The 16,051-nt window shown below is 54.6% G+C and carries 13 protein-coding genes and 1 tRNA gene; 8 read left to right on the top strand and 6 right to left on the bottom strand.

Going from position 1 to position 16,051, the window contains the following annotated elements:
- Positions 1-14: 14 nt before the first annotated feature.
- On the bottom strand, positions 15-2,369 hold the full coding sequence (locus KK078_RS19835; RefSeq protein WP_254092053.1) for a cellulase family glycosylhydrolase: 2,355 nt from the start codon (positions 2,367-2,369) through the stop codon (positions 15-17).
- Between the two features lie 304 nt (positions 2,370-2,673).
- Here KK078_RS19835 and KK078_RS19830 point away from each other — a divergent pair, with 304 nt between their 5' ends.
- The 3 genes from KK078_RS19830 to KK078_RS19820 are packed head-to-tail and all read left to right on the top strand — an operon-like array spanning position 2,674 to position 4,285.
- Complete coding sequence (locus tag KK078_RS19830) at positions 2,674-3,270, top strand: TetR/AcrR family transcriptional regulator (RefSeq protein WP_254092052.1); 597 nt, start codon at positions 2,674-2,676, stop codon at positions 3,268-3,270.
- A 19-nt stretch (positions 3,271-3,289) separates the two neighbouring features.
- Positions 3,290-4,033, top strand: coding sequence for an SDR family oxidoreductase (locus KK078_RS19825; RefSeq protein ID WP_254092051.1), 744 nt, complete (start codon positions 3,290-3,292; stop codon positions 4,031-4,033).
- A 21-nt stretch (positions 4,034-4,054) separates the two neighbouring features.
- Complete coding sequence (locus KK078_RS19820; RefSeq protein WP_254092050.1) at positions 4,055-4,285, top strand: DUF2798 domain-containing protein; 231 nt, start codon at positions 4,055-4,057, stop codon at positions 4,283-4,285.
- A 183-nt stretch (positions 4,286-4,468) separates the two neighbouring features.
- On the opposite strand, the gene KK078_RS19815 is transcribed toward KK078_RS19820, so the two are convergent.
- Positions 4,469-4,960 (bottom strand): GNAT family N-acetyltransferase, encoded by a 492-nt coding sequence (locus KK078_RS19815; RefSeq protein WP_254092049.1) that lies wholly within the window; start codon positions 4,958-4,960, stop codon positions 4,469-4,471.
- 9 nt (positions 4,961-4,969) lie between these two features.
- A complete protein-coding gene (locus tag KK078_RS19810; RefSeq protein ID WP_254092048.1) occupies positions 4,970-7,114 on the bottom strand; it encodes a prolyl oligopeptidase family serine peptidase in 2,145 nt (714 codons plus the stop codon).
- A 139-nt stretch (positions 7,115-7,253) separates the two neighbouring features.
- Here KK078_RS19810 and KK078_RS19805 point away from each other — a divergent pair, with 139 nt between their 5' ends.
- Positions 7,254-8,021 (top strand): tryptophan-rich sensory protein, encoded by a 768-nt coding sequence (locus KK078_RS19805; protein WP_254092047.1) that lies wholly within the window; start codon positions 7,254-7,256, stop codon positions 8,019-8,021.
- Here KK078_RS19805 and KK078_RS19800 read toward each other — a convergent pair.
- Together KK078_RS19800 and serS are read right to left on the bottom strand one after the other, a co-directional pair.
- On the bottom strand, positions 8,018-9,055 hold the full coding sequence (locus KK078_RS19800; protein ID WP_254092046.1) for a nucleoid-associated protein: 1,038 nt from the start codon (positions 9,053-9,055) through the stop codon (positions 8,018-8,020). The genes KK078_RS19805 and KK078_RS19800 overlap by 4 nt on opposite strands.
- Positions 9,056-9,064: 9 nt before the next feature.
- Complete coding sequence (gene serS, locus KK078_RS19795; protein ID WP_254092045.1) at positions 9,065-10,339, bottom strand: serine--tRNA ligase; 1,275 nt, start codon at positions 10,337-10,339, stop codon at positions 9,065-9,067.
- A 276-nt stretch (positions 10,340-10,615) separates the two neighbouring features.
- Between serS and rho the strand changes: the two genes are divergently transcribed.
- Positions 10,616-12,199 carry a transcription termination factor Rho gene (gene rho / locus KK078_RS19790; protein ID WP_254092044.1) on the top strand — a complete coding sequence of 528 codons (1,584 nt, stop codon included), beginning with the start codon at positions 10,616-10,618 and terminating at the stop codon, positions 12,197-12,199.
- Between the two features lie 34 nt (positions 12,200-12,233).
- Here rho and KK078_RS19785 read toward each other — a convergent pair whose 3' ends face one another.
- Positions 12,234-13,571 (bottom strand): DEAD/DEAH box helicase, encoded by a 1,338-nt coding sequence (locus KK078_RS19785; RefSeq protein WP_254092043.1) that lies wholly within the window; start codon positions 13,569-13,571, stop codon positions 12,234-12,236.
- 22 nt (positions 13,572-13,593) lie between these two features.
- On the opposite strand from KK078_RS19785, the gene KK078_RS19780 reads away from it, so the two are divergent.
- The 3 genes from KK078_RS19780 to KK078_RS19770 all read left to right on the top strand — a co-directional run bounded on the left by KK078_RS19780 (position 13,594) and on the right by KK078_RS19770 (position 16,044).
- Positions 13,594-14,940, top strand: a complete 1,347-nt coding sequence (locus KK078_RS19780) for a dihydroorotase (protein WP_254092042.1) — start codon at positions 13,594-13,596, stop codon at positions 14,938-14,940.
- A 51-nt stretch (positions 14,941-14,991) separates the two neighbouring features.
- Positions 14,992-15,068: transfer RNA gene (locus KK078_RS19775), tRNA-His, on the top strand.
- A gap of 118 nt (positions 15,069-15,186) precedes the next feature.
- Positions 15,187-16,044, top strand: coding sequence for a dienelactone hydrolase family protein (locus KK078_RS19770; RefSeq protein ID WP_254092041.1), 858 nt, complete (start codon positions 15,187-15,189; stop codon positions 16,042-16,044).
- Positions 16,045-16,051 lie beyond the last annotated feature (7 nt).

Here is a 16,051-nt window from a genome sequence, read left to right as displayed (position 1 = left end):
GCTGTCAGTACACGCTATTTCTTACGTATTTTCCGAACCGTGCTTTTCTTGCCGTTGGTAGCTTTCAACAGGTAGTTTCCTGTCGGCACACCGCGCAGGTCGAAGCTGTGCTCGTTGTTATTGATGTTCTCTTGCTTCAGTACATTGCCGGAGTAGTCCAGCAACTGGACGTTGCCACCGCGCCAGGAGGCGTCGAAAAGCAAGGTCACTTCGTCGTCGGCCGGGTTGGGGTAGCTTACGATCTCGTTTGCTGCGGCCGTGCGCGCGGCGGTGATCACCGTGCCATACACTTCCAGCTCATAGATAGAATAACCCCACTCGGTGCCACGCACGGAAGCGTTGATGCGTACGTACCGTGCCGTACCGTTCAGGCCGGTGTGATCGTTCACCAGGGCCGTGTTGCCGGTAACCGGTTTCAACGTAGACCACGCATTGCCGTCGGTTGATGTTTCGATAACATAGTCTCTGCCATAAGCAGCTTCCCAGGTGATCTTCACACGGCTGATGGCGTATGTTCCGCCCAGGTCGACAGCGATCCACTCCAGGGGAGTTTCCGCGCTGGCCCAGCGGGTTGAACCGTTGCCGTCGACAGCTTTGTCGCCCTCCAGACCCGCCGCCTCGATCGAAGAGGTCGTGACAGATTTGTTCAAGGCGATGTTGCTTACCGGGTTTGTTACCAGCGAGCCATATACTTCCAGCTCGAAGATGGAATAACCGTAAGGCAATCCGCGCACCGTGCCATAGATGCGTACGTAACGACCGCTACCGCTCAGGCCGGAATAGTCGTTGACCAGCGCCGTGTTGCCGGTTACGGTGCGCAGCGGTGCCCAGTTGTTATTGTCGGCTGAAATCTCGATGGCGTAGTTCGCTGCATAGGCAGCTTCCCAGGTGATCTTCACGCGGTTCACCGCATAGGTTGCGCCGAGGTCGACCGTGATCCATTCGGTCGCCGTCTCTGCGCTGGCCCAACGGGTTGACAGGTTGCCGTCCACAGCGTTGCCACCTTCCAGGCCGGCACCTTCGATAGACGAAGTCGTTACCGTTTTGTTCAGTGCGATGTTTGCGCCGCTGTTGCCGGTGGTGACAGAGACCGTGACGATGCCCGATGTAGTAGAAGCACCGGCATTGTCCGTAGCAATGGCGGTTAATGAATAGCTGCCAGCGTTTACGCTGCTCCACGTGTAGCTATAGGGTGCGGTGTTGTCCGTGCCCAGCAGGGTAGTGCCCTGGTAGAACGATACACCGGTAATGCTGCCATCGGCGTCGGCCGCATTGGCGGTGATCGTGATGCTGGCCGGCGCCGTGAAGCTGCTGCCATTGGTCGGGGCCGTAATGTTTACCGTAGGCGATTGGTTGGTGCCACCGCCCGGGAAATCGTCCGCAGGGTTCATGATCTTGTCGCGGATCCACAGACCTGCTTCTTTCAGGTTACTCGTTGTCCAGGGACCGTTCGGCGAGATGCCCGTTTTCCATACCGCACCCGACAGCGGGTCGTCGGAGTAGTTCCAGTTGGTCCAGCTGATCTTCTTCTGACGCATCAGGTCGATATAACGCTGTGTCATCACAAAGTCGTTCGGGCCGTCGCCCGAAGCCTCTTGCGAGCCGAACTCAGACACGAACACCGGCAGGCGGTCGGCGGCCCAGCTCAGCTCGTTCAGGTAGGAAGTGCCATGGCTTTTGGCATAGAAGTGAAAGGTGTACATCACGTTGGGAAAGGCAAGCGGGTTGCTCACAATGTCCTGCGCGCTGCGACCCATCGATACCCCCATCGAGCTCCAGGCGTGCGTACCGACAAGCACGACGGCGTCGGAGTCAATGGCACGGATCACGGGGATGATCTGGTCGGCGTATGTCTTGATAACATTCCACGTTACGCTGTTGCCATTCGGCTCGTTGCAGACGTCATAGATAATGTTATTGTAGCCCTTAAAGGTGTTGGCGATCTCTGTAAAGAACGTCTTGGCGCGGGCCAGGTTGTAGTTCGGATCGCCGGGCGTGAGCTGGTGCCAGTCCACCAGGGCGTACATGCCGCGTTCGGTAGCTTCGTTCACCAGGGTCTTCACCTGGTTGGTAAAGGCAGTAGGATTGGTTTCATAACCACCCTCCTGCACATACATGGAAATGCGGAGGATGTCAGCACCCCACTCGTACGCCAGTACATTGAGTGAGTTTTCGTTCAGCGAACGGCCCCAGCCGTGCCACTGAATGCCGTGCGTGCTCATGCCGCGCAACTGGATGGGGTTGCCATACTGGTTGCAGAGCTTGGTGCCAATCACCCGAAGCTGACCGTTCTTCTGCACGGGCGTTTGTGCGTGCGCCAGCGGCGCCGACATCTGCCAGCAGGCTGCGGTCAGCAGCAGGTTTAACATAACAATTCGGAATGGTTTAATCATAGCATTAAAATTTGGTTTTGGTAGTCTGCTCCGTAACAGGCCGTTTACGGCCTGAGCGGGAATTAAAACTCAACACGAATTGGAGAAAGAAAAAAAGGATTGATTGAGCGGCAGGGGTCAATTATTAAAAGGTGAAGCCCGAAAGATCTCTTTACAAGGGTTAGCTTCAAGTGGTTAGAAAATAACGATGGATTTTTTTGCTGCTGCGTGAACCTAATGGTCACGGCTCCGGTTCTACAACCATACCGATCGGTATGGTTTTACCAAAAGGTTAAGAACAATGCCAAAAGCAGAACAAACCCGGACATTCATCATCGAGCGCACGGCGCCCGTCTTTAACATGAAAGGCTACGCGGGCACCTCGCTGTCGGATCTCGAAAAGGCGACTGGCCTGACCAAGGGGAGCATTTACAACAACTTTGCGAACAAAGACGAGGTGGCCCTGGCGTGCTTTGACTACAACCTCAACATGGTACACACGCTGATCCAGTCGGAGATGGCGAAAGCGGACTCCGCGCGCGAAAAGCTCGTTGCGTACATCCGTGTTTACAACGACCCTTCCTTTCGCCATGCCTTTCCGCAAGGCGGTTGTCCTATTTTGAACACCGCGATCGAGGCCGACGATACGCACCCCGCTTTGCGGGAACGGGCGCATGCGGCCGTGATGGACTGGAAGGACACGATCGTAAGCGTGATCGAACAAGGCATACGTGCGGGCGAGGTTAAGGCGTCGGTCAACGCGCAGGAAGTAGCGGTGGCCATCGTGGCCATGATCGAAGGCGGCGTGATGATGGCGCGCGTGACGGGCAAGCCGGCCTTGCTAAAAACAGTGATGCGTTCGGTCGAGCGTACCATCGAAGATATTTTATCAGAATAACCTACATACCAAGTATATTATGAAAACAACAAACAACACCGTCCTGATCACAGGTGGCACTGCGGGCATTGGCCTGGAACTCGCCAAACAATTTAACGCCAACGGAAACAACGTCATTATTACCGGTCGCGACGCGGCCCGGTTGCAGAACGCGGTTGATCAACTTCCCGGGGTGACGGGTATCGTGAGCGATGTGACCCGTGCTGCGGATGTCGATCAGCTTGTCGCCCGCCTGCAGGCGGAGTTTCCCCGCCTGAACGTGGTGATCAACAACGCCGGCCGGGCCTTTGTGCACGACCTGGCGCAAGCCGATGGCACCTATGAAAAAGCGGCGGAAGAAATCGCGACGAATTATCTTTCCATCATTCGCCTGAATGAAAAGCTGCTGCCCATCCTCCGCCAGCAAGCCGAAGCGGCGATCGTAGATGTATCGTCTATCGTAGCCTATACGCCGAATCACATCATCGCCACCTACAGCGCGACGAAAGCCGCCCTGCACTCGTACACTGTGTCGCTGCGCCATGCGCTGGCAAAAAACAGCCGCGTAAAAGTATTTGAGCTGATGCCGCCGCTGGTGAACACCGAATTCTCGTCTGAGATCGGAGGAGGGGAACATGGCATACCTCCATCGGTTGTAGCAGAGGAATTATTAAAGGCATTCGAAAACAACGATTATGAAGTGCGAGTGGGCAACACGGCCTATATCTATGAGCTAAGCCGTAAGTCGCCGGATGAAGCCTTTGCTGTTTTGAATCCTGCTTAAGTCCCCAATACCCTTCTACCAATGAAAACAGAATTGAAACAAAAGGCTGCCTTTGCCCTGATCATGGGTGTTGTTACCACCGGTATTATTTCTTTTACGTTGATCAGTATCAATATCGGGTTTGCCGGGCGTTTCTGGCAGATCTGGTTACGCTCGTGGGGAACGGCGTATGTTGTCGTGGTTCCGGCCATCCTGGTGATCGCACCCCGGGTGCAGGGTTTGGTGCTGCGCCTGATACCGCATAAGCCCTAGCAACGACGTATCAACGGCACGGTTGTAGCAGAGATGTGGCACTGTTGCGGCACAGTTCCGGCATAGTTAAAGCAGCCAATGGATGCATTGGCTGGTCTGGCGCTGCTCCGGCTATCCTTCAGCAGTGCTTTATCTCTGCGACAACCCCGCTTTTGCCGGGGGTGATGCTACAGGAAAAAGGGCTTATGCCGTAAGCCCTTTTTCTTGTAATAACAGTTCAAGCTGCGCTCGCTCCAACGAGCAGTTCATCCAGCTGCCATCGATCGCCGCGCCATACTTCTTGTAAAACTCAATGGCGGGTGTATTCCAATCCAGCACCTGCCAAATCATGCCGTTGCAGTTTTCATCCAACGCATGCTGCATGGTGCGATCGAAGAGCTGCTGCCCGATGCCCTGGCCGCGTTGGCTTTCGGTAACGATGATGTCTTCCAGGTACAGGCGCTTTCCTTTCCACGTAGAGTACCGCCAGTAGTATAGCGACAGCCCCACAATGCCCTGCTCATTCTCGCCGACAAAGAAGCCATAGATGGGATTAGGCCCAAAACCGTCGCGCTCCATCTGCGCAACGGTGTTTGTTACTTCGTCGGGCGCGCGTTCAAACAGTGCCAGCTCTTTGATAAGCTCCAATACACGCGGTAAATCTTCCTTTTTTCCTTTGCGGATCTGAAATGTCATGATGATCGGTTACATGTCTTTTTTAGCCAGCGGCGGTACAATGCCCATGTTGTACCAGCTGAAGGCGAATTGGTCGGCGTCGAGGTCAATGGCCTTTGACAGGTTCGATGCGCCGTGGGCGGATTTGATGTCGATGCGGATCAGCACCGGTGCCTCGCCGACATGATGCTCTTGCAGTGTCGCCGCGAACTTAAAGGAATGGGCGGGCACCACGCGGTCGTCGTGATCGGCTGTGTTCACCATCGTGGCCGGATAGTGCGTACCGGCTTTGATGTTGTGCAGCGGCGAATAGCCCTTGAGGTATTCAAACATTTCTTTCGAGTCGCTGGCCATGCCGTAGTCGGGCGCCCATCCAGGCCCGGCCGAAAACTGGTGGTAGCGCAGCATGTCCATTACGCCTACGCCGGGCAACGCCACTTTAAACAGGTCCGGGCGCTGCGTCATACAGGCACCGACCAACAGGCCGCCGTTGGAACCGCCCTTGATGGCGAGGTGGTCGGCAGAGGTATACTTTTCTTTGATGAGGTACTCGGCCGCGGCAATGAAGTCGTCGAACACATTTTGCTTTTGCAGTTTGGTACCGGCCTTGTGCCAGGTCTCGCCGTATTCGCCGCCACCGCGAATGTTGGGGAGCGCATAGATGCCGCCGTTCTCGAGCCATACCAGCAGGGAGGGATAAAAGACGGGTGTCAGCGAAACGTTAAAGCCACCGTAGCCGTACAGCAGGGTAGCATTTTTTCCGTCCAGCGTCAGGCCGCGTTTGTGTACGATGAACATCGGCACTTTTGTGCCGTCCTTGCTCGTGTAAAACACTTGCTTCATTTCATAGTCGTCGGCGTTAAAGTTCACCTTGGGTTGTGCATAAAGCGTCGACTTGCCGGCGGCGATGTCATAGCGGAAGATGGTCGTGGGGTAGAGAAACGATGTGAAGCTGTAGAATACTTCTTTCGCGTCTTTCTTTCCACCACCCCAGCCGGCCGCGCCTATGCCTGGCAGTGCTACGTCGTGATCAAACTTACCGGTAAGATCAAATTGTTTGATGAGCGACTTTACGTCCACGGTATATTCGGCAAACAGCTTGCCGCCGACAGCGCTGAAGACTGCAACATCTTTTGTTTCGGGTATCAGGTCCTTCCAGTGTTCTTTAGACGGGGCCGCAATATCTGCCACGACCAGCCGGTTGTTGGGTGCTTTGTAATTTGTCTGAATATATAGTTTTGGACCGACGTTTTCAACAAAGCGGTGATCGTTGTCCTGGTCGCCCACCATCGTGACGATCTTGCTGTTGGGGTCGCTCAGGTCTTTAATATACAGCTCCTGACCCGAGGTACCGTTGGTGGCGACGATCACCAGGAACCGCTCGTCTTCGGTGACCAGGGCGTCGAGGTAACGCTTCGGATTTTTGTCGTCGCCAAAGATCAATACATCTTCGCTGCGCGGTCTGCCGACACGGTGGTAATACAGTTTTTGATTCTCCGCTTTGGCCAGCAGCTTGCTGCCCTCGGGTTTGTCGTAGGCCGTGTAATAGAACGAGTCGTTGCCCTTCCAGGCGATAGAGGCAAACTTTAAGTCGTGCAGCGTATCTTCCAACACGCTTTTAGACACCGCGTCAATGACGATGGCATCGTTCCAGTCCGAGCCGCTGCGGGAAACGAGGTATGCCAGTCGCGAGCCGTCGTTTGAATAGCTCAGGCCGGCGAGCTTGGTGGTGCCGTCGGCAGAAAAGGTGTTGGGGTCGAGAAATACTTCGGCGGTGCCGTTGTCGCCCTTCTGGCGGTAATATACGTTTTGGTTTTGCAGGCCGTCGTTCTTGGCAAAGTACAGGTAGTCGCCTTTGCGGAAGGGCGTGCCCAGACGCTCGTAATTATATACTTCGCGGAGGCGGCTTTTGATGGCGTCGCGATAGGGTATGTTGGAGAGATAGCCGGCGGTGATTTCGTTCTGCGCTTCGACCCACGCGCCCGTCTCTTGTGCGGTGTCGTTTTCCAGCCAGCGGTAAGGGTCTGCCACGGCGGTGCCGAAATAGGTGTCAACGGTGTCTACTTTTTTTGTTTGAGGATATTTCATGTTTGCTGTGTGTTCTTCTTTGGGCGATGTGCAGGCCGTGATGCAAAAGGCCAGGCATCCCGCGATGGGTATGACAAACGTTTTCATGGGTCAGTGGGTTAATGATACAAGTGCTCAAAGTAACGCTGCGGAATGAATTCCCCAAGACAAGTTTGGTAATCGGCCAAACCGGCAGGCACTATTTCTTTCAGGTAAGATTACACGTATAGTATAGATAACCTCCTGCATGAGCAAGCAAAAACTTCTGGCCGGCCTGGCCATCGTTTCCTTTGCCGGAACGATCGTCGTCAACGCCCTCGCAAACCTTCTGCCTATCAACGGGTTAAACACAGGCGAAGTATCCAGCCGGTATCCTAACCTCTTCACGCCCGACGGGGCAACGTTCCTGATCTGGAATGTTATTTACCTGCTGCTGGCGGGCTTTGTGATCCTGGCCTGGAGTCGCCGGCACCTGTCGGTGGTGCAACAGGTACTGCCGTGGTTTATCGGCACCAACGTGCTTAACATGACGTGGATCATGGTATGGCATCACCTGCTGATCGAAGTGTCGATCCTGGTCATGCTGATGTTGCTCACGGTACTGGCGCGCATCTTTGTTACGATCTACGCCGCGCGGTTGACCGACTGGAAAGAGAAGGTCTTTATCCGGTTGCCGTTTGTTTGTTACCTGGCGTGGATCTGCGTGGCGACCATTGCCAACGCGGCCGCGTTACTGGTGTCGTATCGATGGCAGGGCGGGCCGTTGTCGCCGGAAGCATGGACGGTGATGATGATGATCGTCGCGGCGTCGCTGGCGCTCTTTATGGCGTGGCGATACCAGGCGCCGGCGTTTATACTCGTGGTGATGTGGGCACTGCTGGGCATCTATTTGCGCTGGCGCCACACCGAGTTTACGGGGTTGATCTATTCGGCCATGGCATTGATCCTGGCGCTGGGCGCGGCGTTCATCGCCATCTCCCGTAAACCGGGTGAAGTCAATGCAGGCCGTGCTTAGCTTTCGCTGTCGAAGTATAGCTTGTAGTAATGTTTGCCCTGCACCTCGTCGAATCCCTTTTCGATCAGCTCGCGGCTGCCGTGGATATAGATGTGGAAGTTCTTGTCGAGCTTCAAGACCGTCTTAAAGACCTTGGCCTGACGCTTTACTGCCTGGGCGGAGATCTCAAATTGATCGACGGCGTCGAACTCGTTTTCGGACATGAAATTCTTGCCATAGTTTCGGAACGACTCGATCACGTCCGCATCGCCCAGCACACTGGTCTCGAATTCTGCTTTGCTGAACTCCTCGTTTGATTTGAAGAACTCGACCGACCGGTTGAGGAGGTCGATCTTCTCCGCTTTCGATACGTTAAACTCCTCCGACAGTTGTTCCGCTACATACTGCCGCGTCATGTTCATGAAGTTGCTGGTATGGTGGAACGCGTCGGACTGGGGCCTGACGTTCAGGAAGTCGTGCTTCCAGAAATGCGCGTCCGATTTGTTGACGTTGTCGACGATCATCACTTTGAACCCCGATTCGCGCTCGGTGTCGAGGATGACGCAGCCTTTGTCCAGCTTGCGCACGTTGGTGCCTTCGTCGGTATAAAGCTCGAAGTCGCGTGTCAGCTTGAGATAATTCTCCTTGTTTTCCGACTTGAAGATTCCCACGCCGTCGTACAGGATGCCGTCGATCTCGATGCCTTTGACATACGCTACATACAATTCACCCGCTTTGATGTTGGGATGCTGCGTCGCGCCAAAAAGGTGTTTGGCAATGTTGATGGAGTTATCGAACAGCGAATAGGGATCGTCGAAGATGTCGCTGGCAAACCGGTAGAGCGGGTTGAGCGTAAAGTCTTCGTTGGAGAATGTGAATGAATAGAACTCCGGCGTCGTAAAATTCCCGAGGAAGTACGAACGCAGCAGGCCGACGAGATTATCGTCGTGCAGCTCGAACGGGCCCTCCGATAATTTCAGGGGGTCGCCGTTGGCATTGTTGCCGACGAAATGTGCAGCGACCTGCTGCAGCGTGCTGAGCGCAATATTGATCATGCCTTCGGCTTACGAAATTAGTTCAAAACCGGTATACGGCACCAGCACCTTGGGAATGCGAATGCCTTCGGGCGTTTGGTTGTTTTCCAGGATCGCGGCGACAATGCGCGGCAACGCCAGGGCGCTTCCGTTCAGGGTGTGCAGCAGCTGCGTTTTGCCTTCCTTACTTTTATAGCGAAGCTTCAGGCGGTTTGCCTGGAAGGTCTCGAAGTTGCTGACAGAGCTTACTTCCAGCCAGCGCTGTTGCGCCGCAGAGAATACTTCCATGTCATAGGTCATGGCCGAGCCAAAGCCCATATCGCCGCCGCAAAGCAACAACTTGCGGTAGGGCAGCTCCAGCTTCTCCAGCAGACCTTGAACGTGCGCGCACATGGTTTCCAGCGCCTCGTACGACTCTTCCGGCTTGCGGATCTGCACGATCTCCACTTTGTCGAATTGGTGCAGGCGGTTCAGGCCGCGCACGTGCGCGCCCCAGCTACCGGCCTCGCGGCGGAAACACGGTGTGTAGCCTGCGTTCTTCACCGGCAGGTCATTGTCGCCGAGGATCACGTCGCGGTATAGGTTGGTGATCGGTACCTCGGCGGTGGGAATTAAATACAGGCCATCTTCGTTTACAAAGTACATCTGGCCTTCTTTATCCGGCAGCTGGCCGGTGCCATAGCCAGAATCTTCGTTCACCACAATGGGCGGTTGTATTTCGCGGTAGCCCAGGCTTACGGCTTCATCCAGGAAGAAATTGATCAATGCGCGTTGCAGACGTGCGCCTTTGCCTTTATATACCGGGAAACCCGCGCCGGCGATCTTGGTGCCGAGGTCGAAGTCGATGATGTCGTATTTCTTGATAAGCTCCCAATGCGGCTGCGCGTCAGCCGGCAGCGTGGGCACGGTGCCATGCTGGTATACCGTCACGTTGTCGTCGGCGCCAGTACCGGCGGGAACATTGGCGTGCGGTATATTGGGGATTTTATACAACAGTTCGAGCTGTCTCTTCTCAAAGCCTTCGAGCGATGTTTCCAGGCTTTTGAGGTTCTCCTTGTCGGCGGCCACGGCGGCACGCAGCGAGGTAGCTTCCGCGGACTGACCCGACTTCATCAGCTCGCCGATCTTCTTGGCGTCGGCGTTTGACTTTGCTTTCAGCTCGTCGAGCACTTTTTGAGTATCACGACGACGCTGGTCGTTCTCGAGTACCTCGCGAACCAACGTTTCCCCATCCTTGAAATTACGTTTCCGTAAACCTTCCAGTATGGTGTGGGTTTGCTCACGGATCGCTGCTACCTGTAACATTGTGTATGATTTTTTAGAGGCTTCAAAAATAGTTTTTTTGATGTTCCAGCAGGGTTTTCACGTGAAGAAAATATTTTTAACCGTTTGATAATTTTCAATTTTCGGCTATACTTGCAGGGTCATTCGGCTTTTATCTCCAGCCCTCTGAATAAATCCGGAATTTTTTATCAAATTTTTGTCCTGTATTTCATCTGTTTACCCTGTTACCATTCAGCTATGGTGCTGAAAAACGTATTCAATCATTTTTAACAAAAATTCAATCCATTTCCCATTCCCATGTACACTATTGATGACCTGAATGTCAGGCTCCTTTCAGAATTAAAGGAAATTGCGGAGGATATGGGCGTTAAAAACGCCAAAAAACTGTCCAAGCAAGACCTTATCTACAAGATCCTCGATCAACAGGCTGTATCGGGTGACAAGACTCCCGCCAAAAAATCAGCCCCTGTAGCCGCCCCTGCTTCTGCGGCCGAGTCTGCCGACGCATCTGCCGCTACCGAACGCAAAATGCGTCCCCGTCGACGCGAAAACGTAGCGCCTCCCACGGCTCCTACCCCCAAAGCCGATAGCGAATTCAACTCTGAAGAATTACTGGAGAACATCAACATCAACTTTGATAGCCCTGCTACCGCCTTTGATGAAGCTTCAGAAGCCGATATAGAAAATGTTATCATCAACGAAGAGCCGCGTCCCGACCGCCTCACCCGCGAAGAGAGACATCAGCCGCGCGCCTCTATCCGCGAATTCGACGGCGCCATCAGCAACGAAGGCGTGTTGGAGATCATGCAAGACGGCTATGGTTTCCTGCGCTCGTCCGATTACAACTACCTGGCTAGCCCCGATGATATCTATGTGTCGCCGTCGCAGATCAAATTGTTTGGTCTGAAAACCGGCGATACGGTAAAAGGCTTTATCCGCCCGCCCAAAGAAGGCGAAAAATACTTCGCCCTGCTGAAAGTGGAATCCGTCAACGGAAAGACCACCGAAGAGATCCGCGACCGCGTAGCGTTTGAATACCTCACGCCCCTCTTCCCCGAGCAGAAGCTGAAGCTCAGCACCACGCCCGACAACATGTCTACCCGTATCCTCGACTTGTTCTCACCGATCGGGAAAGGACAGCGGGGCATGATCGTGGCCCAGCCGAAGACGGGTAAAACCGTACTGCTGAAAAACATTGCCAACGCCATTGCAGAGAACCATCCGGAAGTATACCTCATCGTGCTGCTCATCGACGAGCGCCCCGAAGAAGTTACCGACATGGCGCGCAGCGTAAAGGCCGAAGTAGTAGCGTCTACCTTTGACGAACAGGCCGAACGCCATGTGAAAGTTTCCAGCATCGTGTTGGAAAAAGCAAAGCGCATGGTAGAGTGCGGACACGACGTCGTGATCCTGCTCGACTCGCTGACGCGTCTGGCCCGTGCCTACAACACCGTGGTACCGTCGTCAGGCAAGATCCTCTCGGGGGGTGTGGATGCCAACGCCCTGCACAAGCCGAAGCGCTTCTTCGGTGCTGCCCGTAAAATTGAAAACGGCGGCTCGCTCACCATCATCGCCACAGCCCTGATCGATACAGGCTCGAAGATGGACGAAGTGATCTTCGAAGAATTTAAGGGTACCGGCAACATGGAGCTCCAGCTCGACCGCAAGCTGTCCAACCGCCGCGTTTACCCCGCGATGGACGTACCGGCTTCGGGCACACGCCGCGAGGACCTGCTGATGAAAGAAGAAGAGCTGCAACGTGTATGGATCCTGCGCAAGTTCATGGCCGACATGAATTCCGTAGAAGCCATGGAATTCCTGCAGCAGAAAATGAAAGGAACACGCAACAACGAGGAATTCCTGTTATCCATGAACGGGTAATAAATTCCCCACGTGAGAAAATAGAAAAGGACGCCTAGCGCGTCCTTTTTTTATGCCCACCCTTTTTGGGCGGAATGTTTTTGCCCTTGCCGCCGGGAGCAGGTTTTCCTTTTTGCTTGGGCGCATTTTTCTTTTCGTGAAAAGCGCCTTTAAAGGTCGGGTCATCTTTCTTGCGTTGGTCGTCTATGGCACGGGCGATGGACTGCCGTTCCTGGAAGGAGGTCTTCTCGACCTTGACCGCGTCGGGTAGCTCCAGCACGGGGATCTTGGCGCGGATCAACGCCTCGATCTTTTCGATGTGGTACTCTTCGGCTTCGGTCACCAGCGTAATGGCTTTGCCTTCCTGAAATGCCCGGCCTGTGCGGCCGATGCGGTGTACGTAGTCTTCATACAATACCGGCACATCGAAGTTGATAACGTGCGACACGTTTGCAACGTCTATGCCACGCGCCGTCACGTCGGTAGAGACCAACACGCGCAGCTTGCCTTCGCGAAAATCGTTCATGGCGTTGATGCGGGTGTTCTGGTCTTTGTTGGAGTGAATGACGCGCGCCGGTCCCAGGTGCGTGTCGGCGATAAACCGATACAGCTCGTTGGCGCTGTCTTTTGAACGCGTAAAGATCATGACACGTGTAAATTCGTCTTTCTGGAGCAACAGGTGTTCGATGAAGTTGATCTTGGTCTTTTGGTTGGCGACGCGGTACAACTCCTGGGCAACCTGCACCGCGGGCGTTGCCTGCGGCGTTACCTCGATCTTGTTCGGAAATTCGAGGAACTCTGCCGACAGCCGCTCCACACGCTCGGAAAATGTAGCGGAGAAGAGCAGGTTCTGACGTTTGTGCGAAATGACTTCAAAGATCTTACGCAACTGCGGCATAAAGCCCATGTCCATCATACGGTCGGCTTCGTCGAGCACCAACGTCTTGATCTGCTTCACGGGCAGGTCGCCGCGCAGGTAAAGCTCCATGAAGCGCCCCGGTGTGGCCACCAGGATATCCACACCCTGTTGAATACTCTCGATCTGCGTTTTGGGGCCGGTACCGCCATAGATAGGCAATATGCGTAAGTCCGTATATTTTGCCAGCAGCCTGGCGTGCTCCGCCAGCTGGACCGTTAGTTCCTTCGTAGGGGCCAGGATCACGGCCCGGGGGTCGGTGCCTTGTGCATATTTTATTTTCATCAACATCGGCAGCAGGTACGCGGCGGTTTTGCCCGTGCCGGTCTGGGCGATGCCGATCACCTCCTGGCCACCCAGGATCAGCGGAATGCTCTTCTGCTGGATCTCGGTGGGTTGCTCAAAGCCCAGGTCGGCCACGGCCTGCAGCAGTTGTTTATTGAGGTTAAATTCTTCGAAAGATGTAATGGCTGGCACGTTTTACTTTAATTTTGAGGCAATGAAAACTACACTGATCCTGCACGCAAATATAGTCAACGAAGGCAAGGTCTTTCAGGGCGATGTGCTGATTAAAGGGCAACACATCGAAACCATCGGAAAAGACCTGTCATCGGTCCAGGCAGATACGGTCATCGACGCCAACGGCCGCTACCTGCTACCCGGTGCCATCGACGACCAGGTACACTTTCGCGAACCGGGCCTGACGCACAAGGGGACCATCTTTACCGAGTCGCGTGCAGCCGTAGCGGGCGGTGTTACCAGCTTTATGGAAATGCCCAACACCAACCCGCCGGTGTTCACGCAGGCGCTGCTGGAAGATAAATACCAGATTGCCGCACGTACATCGCTGGCAAATTACTCCTTCTTCCTGGGGGCAGCCAACGACAACCTCGACGAGGTCATGAAGACCGATATCCGCCGGGTGTGTGGTCTGAAGATCTTTATGGGCTCTTCCACGGGCAACCTGCTGGTCGATGACCTGACGACCCTGGAGGGATTCTTCTCGCGCTACCCCTCTATTATCGCTACGCATTGCGAAGACGAAGCGACTATCCGGAAGAATACGGCCGACTACAAGGCGCAGTACGGCGAGGAGGTACCGGTCGAGTGCCACCCGCTGATCCGCAGCGCCGAAGCCTGTTATAAATCGTCGTCGGCCGCCATAGCACTGGCCAAAAAACATGGCACCCGCCTGCACATCCTGCACATCTCCACGGCGCGTGAGCTGGAGCTGTTTGACAACACCATACCCCTGGAGCAAAAAAAGATCACCGCCGAGGCATGCATTCATCACCTGTGGTTTAACGAGGCAGATTATAAAACTCTCGGTACACGCATCAAGTGGAACCCGGCGGTTAAGACCAGACACGATCAGCAGGCAATATTCCAGGGCGTGCTGGATGACCGCCTCGACGTGATCGCCACGGACCACGCTCCGCACACCTGGGAGGAAAAACAGAACACCTATTTCAAGGCGCCTTCGGGCGGACCGCTGGTACAGCACAGCCTGGTGGCCATGTTGGAGTTTTGCCGCCAGGGGCGCATCACGATGGAAAAGGTAGTGCAGAAAATGAGCCATAACCCGGCCATACTCTTTCAGATAGAAAAGCGAGGCTTTATTCGCGAAGGATATTTTGCCGACCTGGCGCTGGTGGACCTCGACAAACCGTGGACCGTTAGCCGGGAGAACATCCGCTCGAAGTGTGGCTGGTCGCCGCTGGAGGGCGTCACCTTCCAGGCAGCCGTTACCCACACCTTCGTTTCCGGGCACCTGGCCTATGCCGATGGCCAGTTTAACGAAGCAAAAATGGGCGAAAGGATGCTCTTTGATCGAAAATTGAGCTAAAATCGGTTTTGCAAATTCCACGAACCTCGCTACATTTGCAGTCCTTAAACGGTGGATGTAGCTCAGTTGGTTAGAGCACCAGATTGTGATTCTGGGGGTCGCGGGTTCGAGTCCCGTCTTTCACCCCACTAAGAAAGCCCCTCACACCCGAGGGGTTTATTTTTTTCTACCGCTCCACTCGCGGAATTCCGATAGCTTTTAGCCGGTGAAAGCTGTATCTCGTGTCTATAACAATCCCCCTTGCTTATGGACCAACGCATCATCAACCTCTTCGACGAGTATACCCACAAGCCGCTGTCACGCGAAGAATTTATGCGCCGGCTGGCGACACTCACCGGCAGCACCGCCGCCGCGCTCTCCGTACTACCCCTGTTGGAAATAAACTATGCACAGGCGGCTACCACCCCCGCACAGGATGACCGTCTGACGACCAGCTATATCTCGTATCCTTCAGAAGCAGGACCGATGCGTGCCTATATCGCGCGACCGAAAAAGCAAGGGCGCTATGGCAGCGTCGTGGTCATTCACGAGAACCGCGGGTTGAATCCGCACATTGAAGATGTAACACGCCGGGCCGCGCTGGAAGGATTTGTCGCGTTGGCACCCGATGCACTTTCGCCCGTAGGAGGGACACCGACAGATGCCGACAAGGCACGCGATATGTTTCAGCAGCTCGATATGCCGAAGACGATTGCATCGTTCGCCAGCGCGTTTGATTACCTGGGCACACAAGCCGACAGCAATGGTAAATTTGGTTGCGTAGGTTTTTGTTGGGGTGGCGCCATGGCAAACAACCTGGCGATACAGGTGCCGAACGTATTGGCGGCTGTCGCGTTCTACGGCCGGCAACCCGACGCGGCCGATGTACCGAAGATCCACGCGGCACTGCAATTGCATTATGCGGAAATGGATGAGCGCGTCAATGCCGGTATAGCAGCGTATGAAGAGGCGCTGAAGAAAGCCGGTAAAACATATCAGGTATATATGTATCCGGGCGCGCAGCACGCCTTTCACAATGATACCGCGCCGACGCGCTATAATGCCGACGCAGCGAAGCTCGCGTGGAAACGCACGGTCGACTTCTTTAACGAAAAACTTCGCTAACAAACAA

This window comes from Dawidia soli (genome assembly GCF_018598185.1).
Classification (GTDB): Bacteria; Bacteroidota; Bacteroidia; order Cytophagales; family Cyclobacteriaceae; genus Ohtaekwangia; species Ohtaekwangia soli.
Note: the sequence above shows the minus strand (reverse complement) of the source record. Positions and strands in the feature narration are given on the sequence as shown.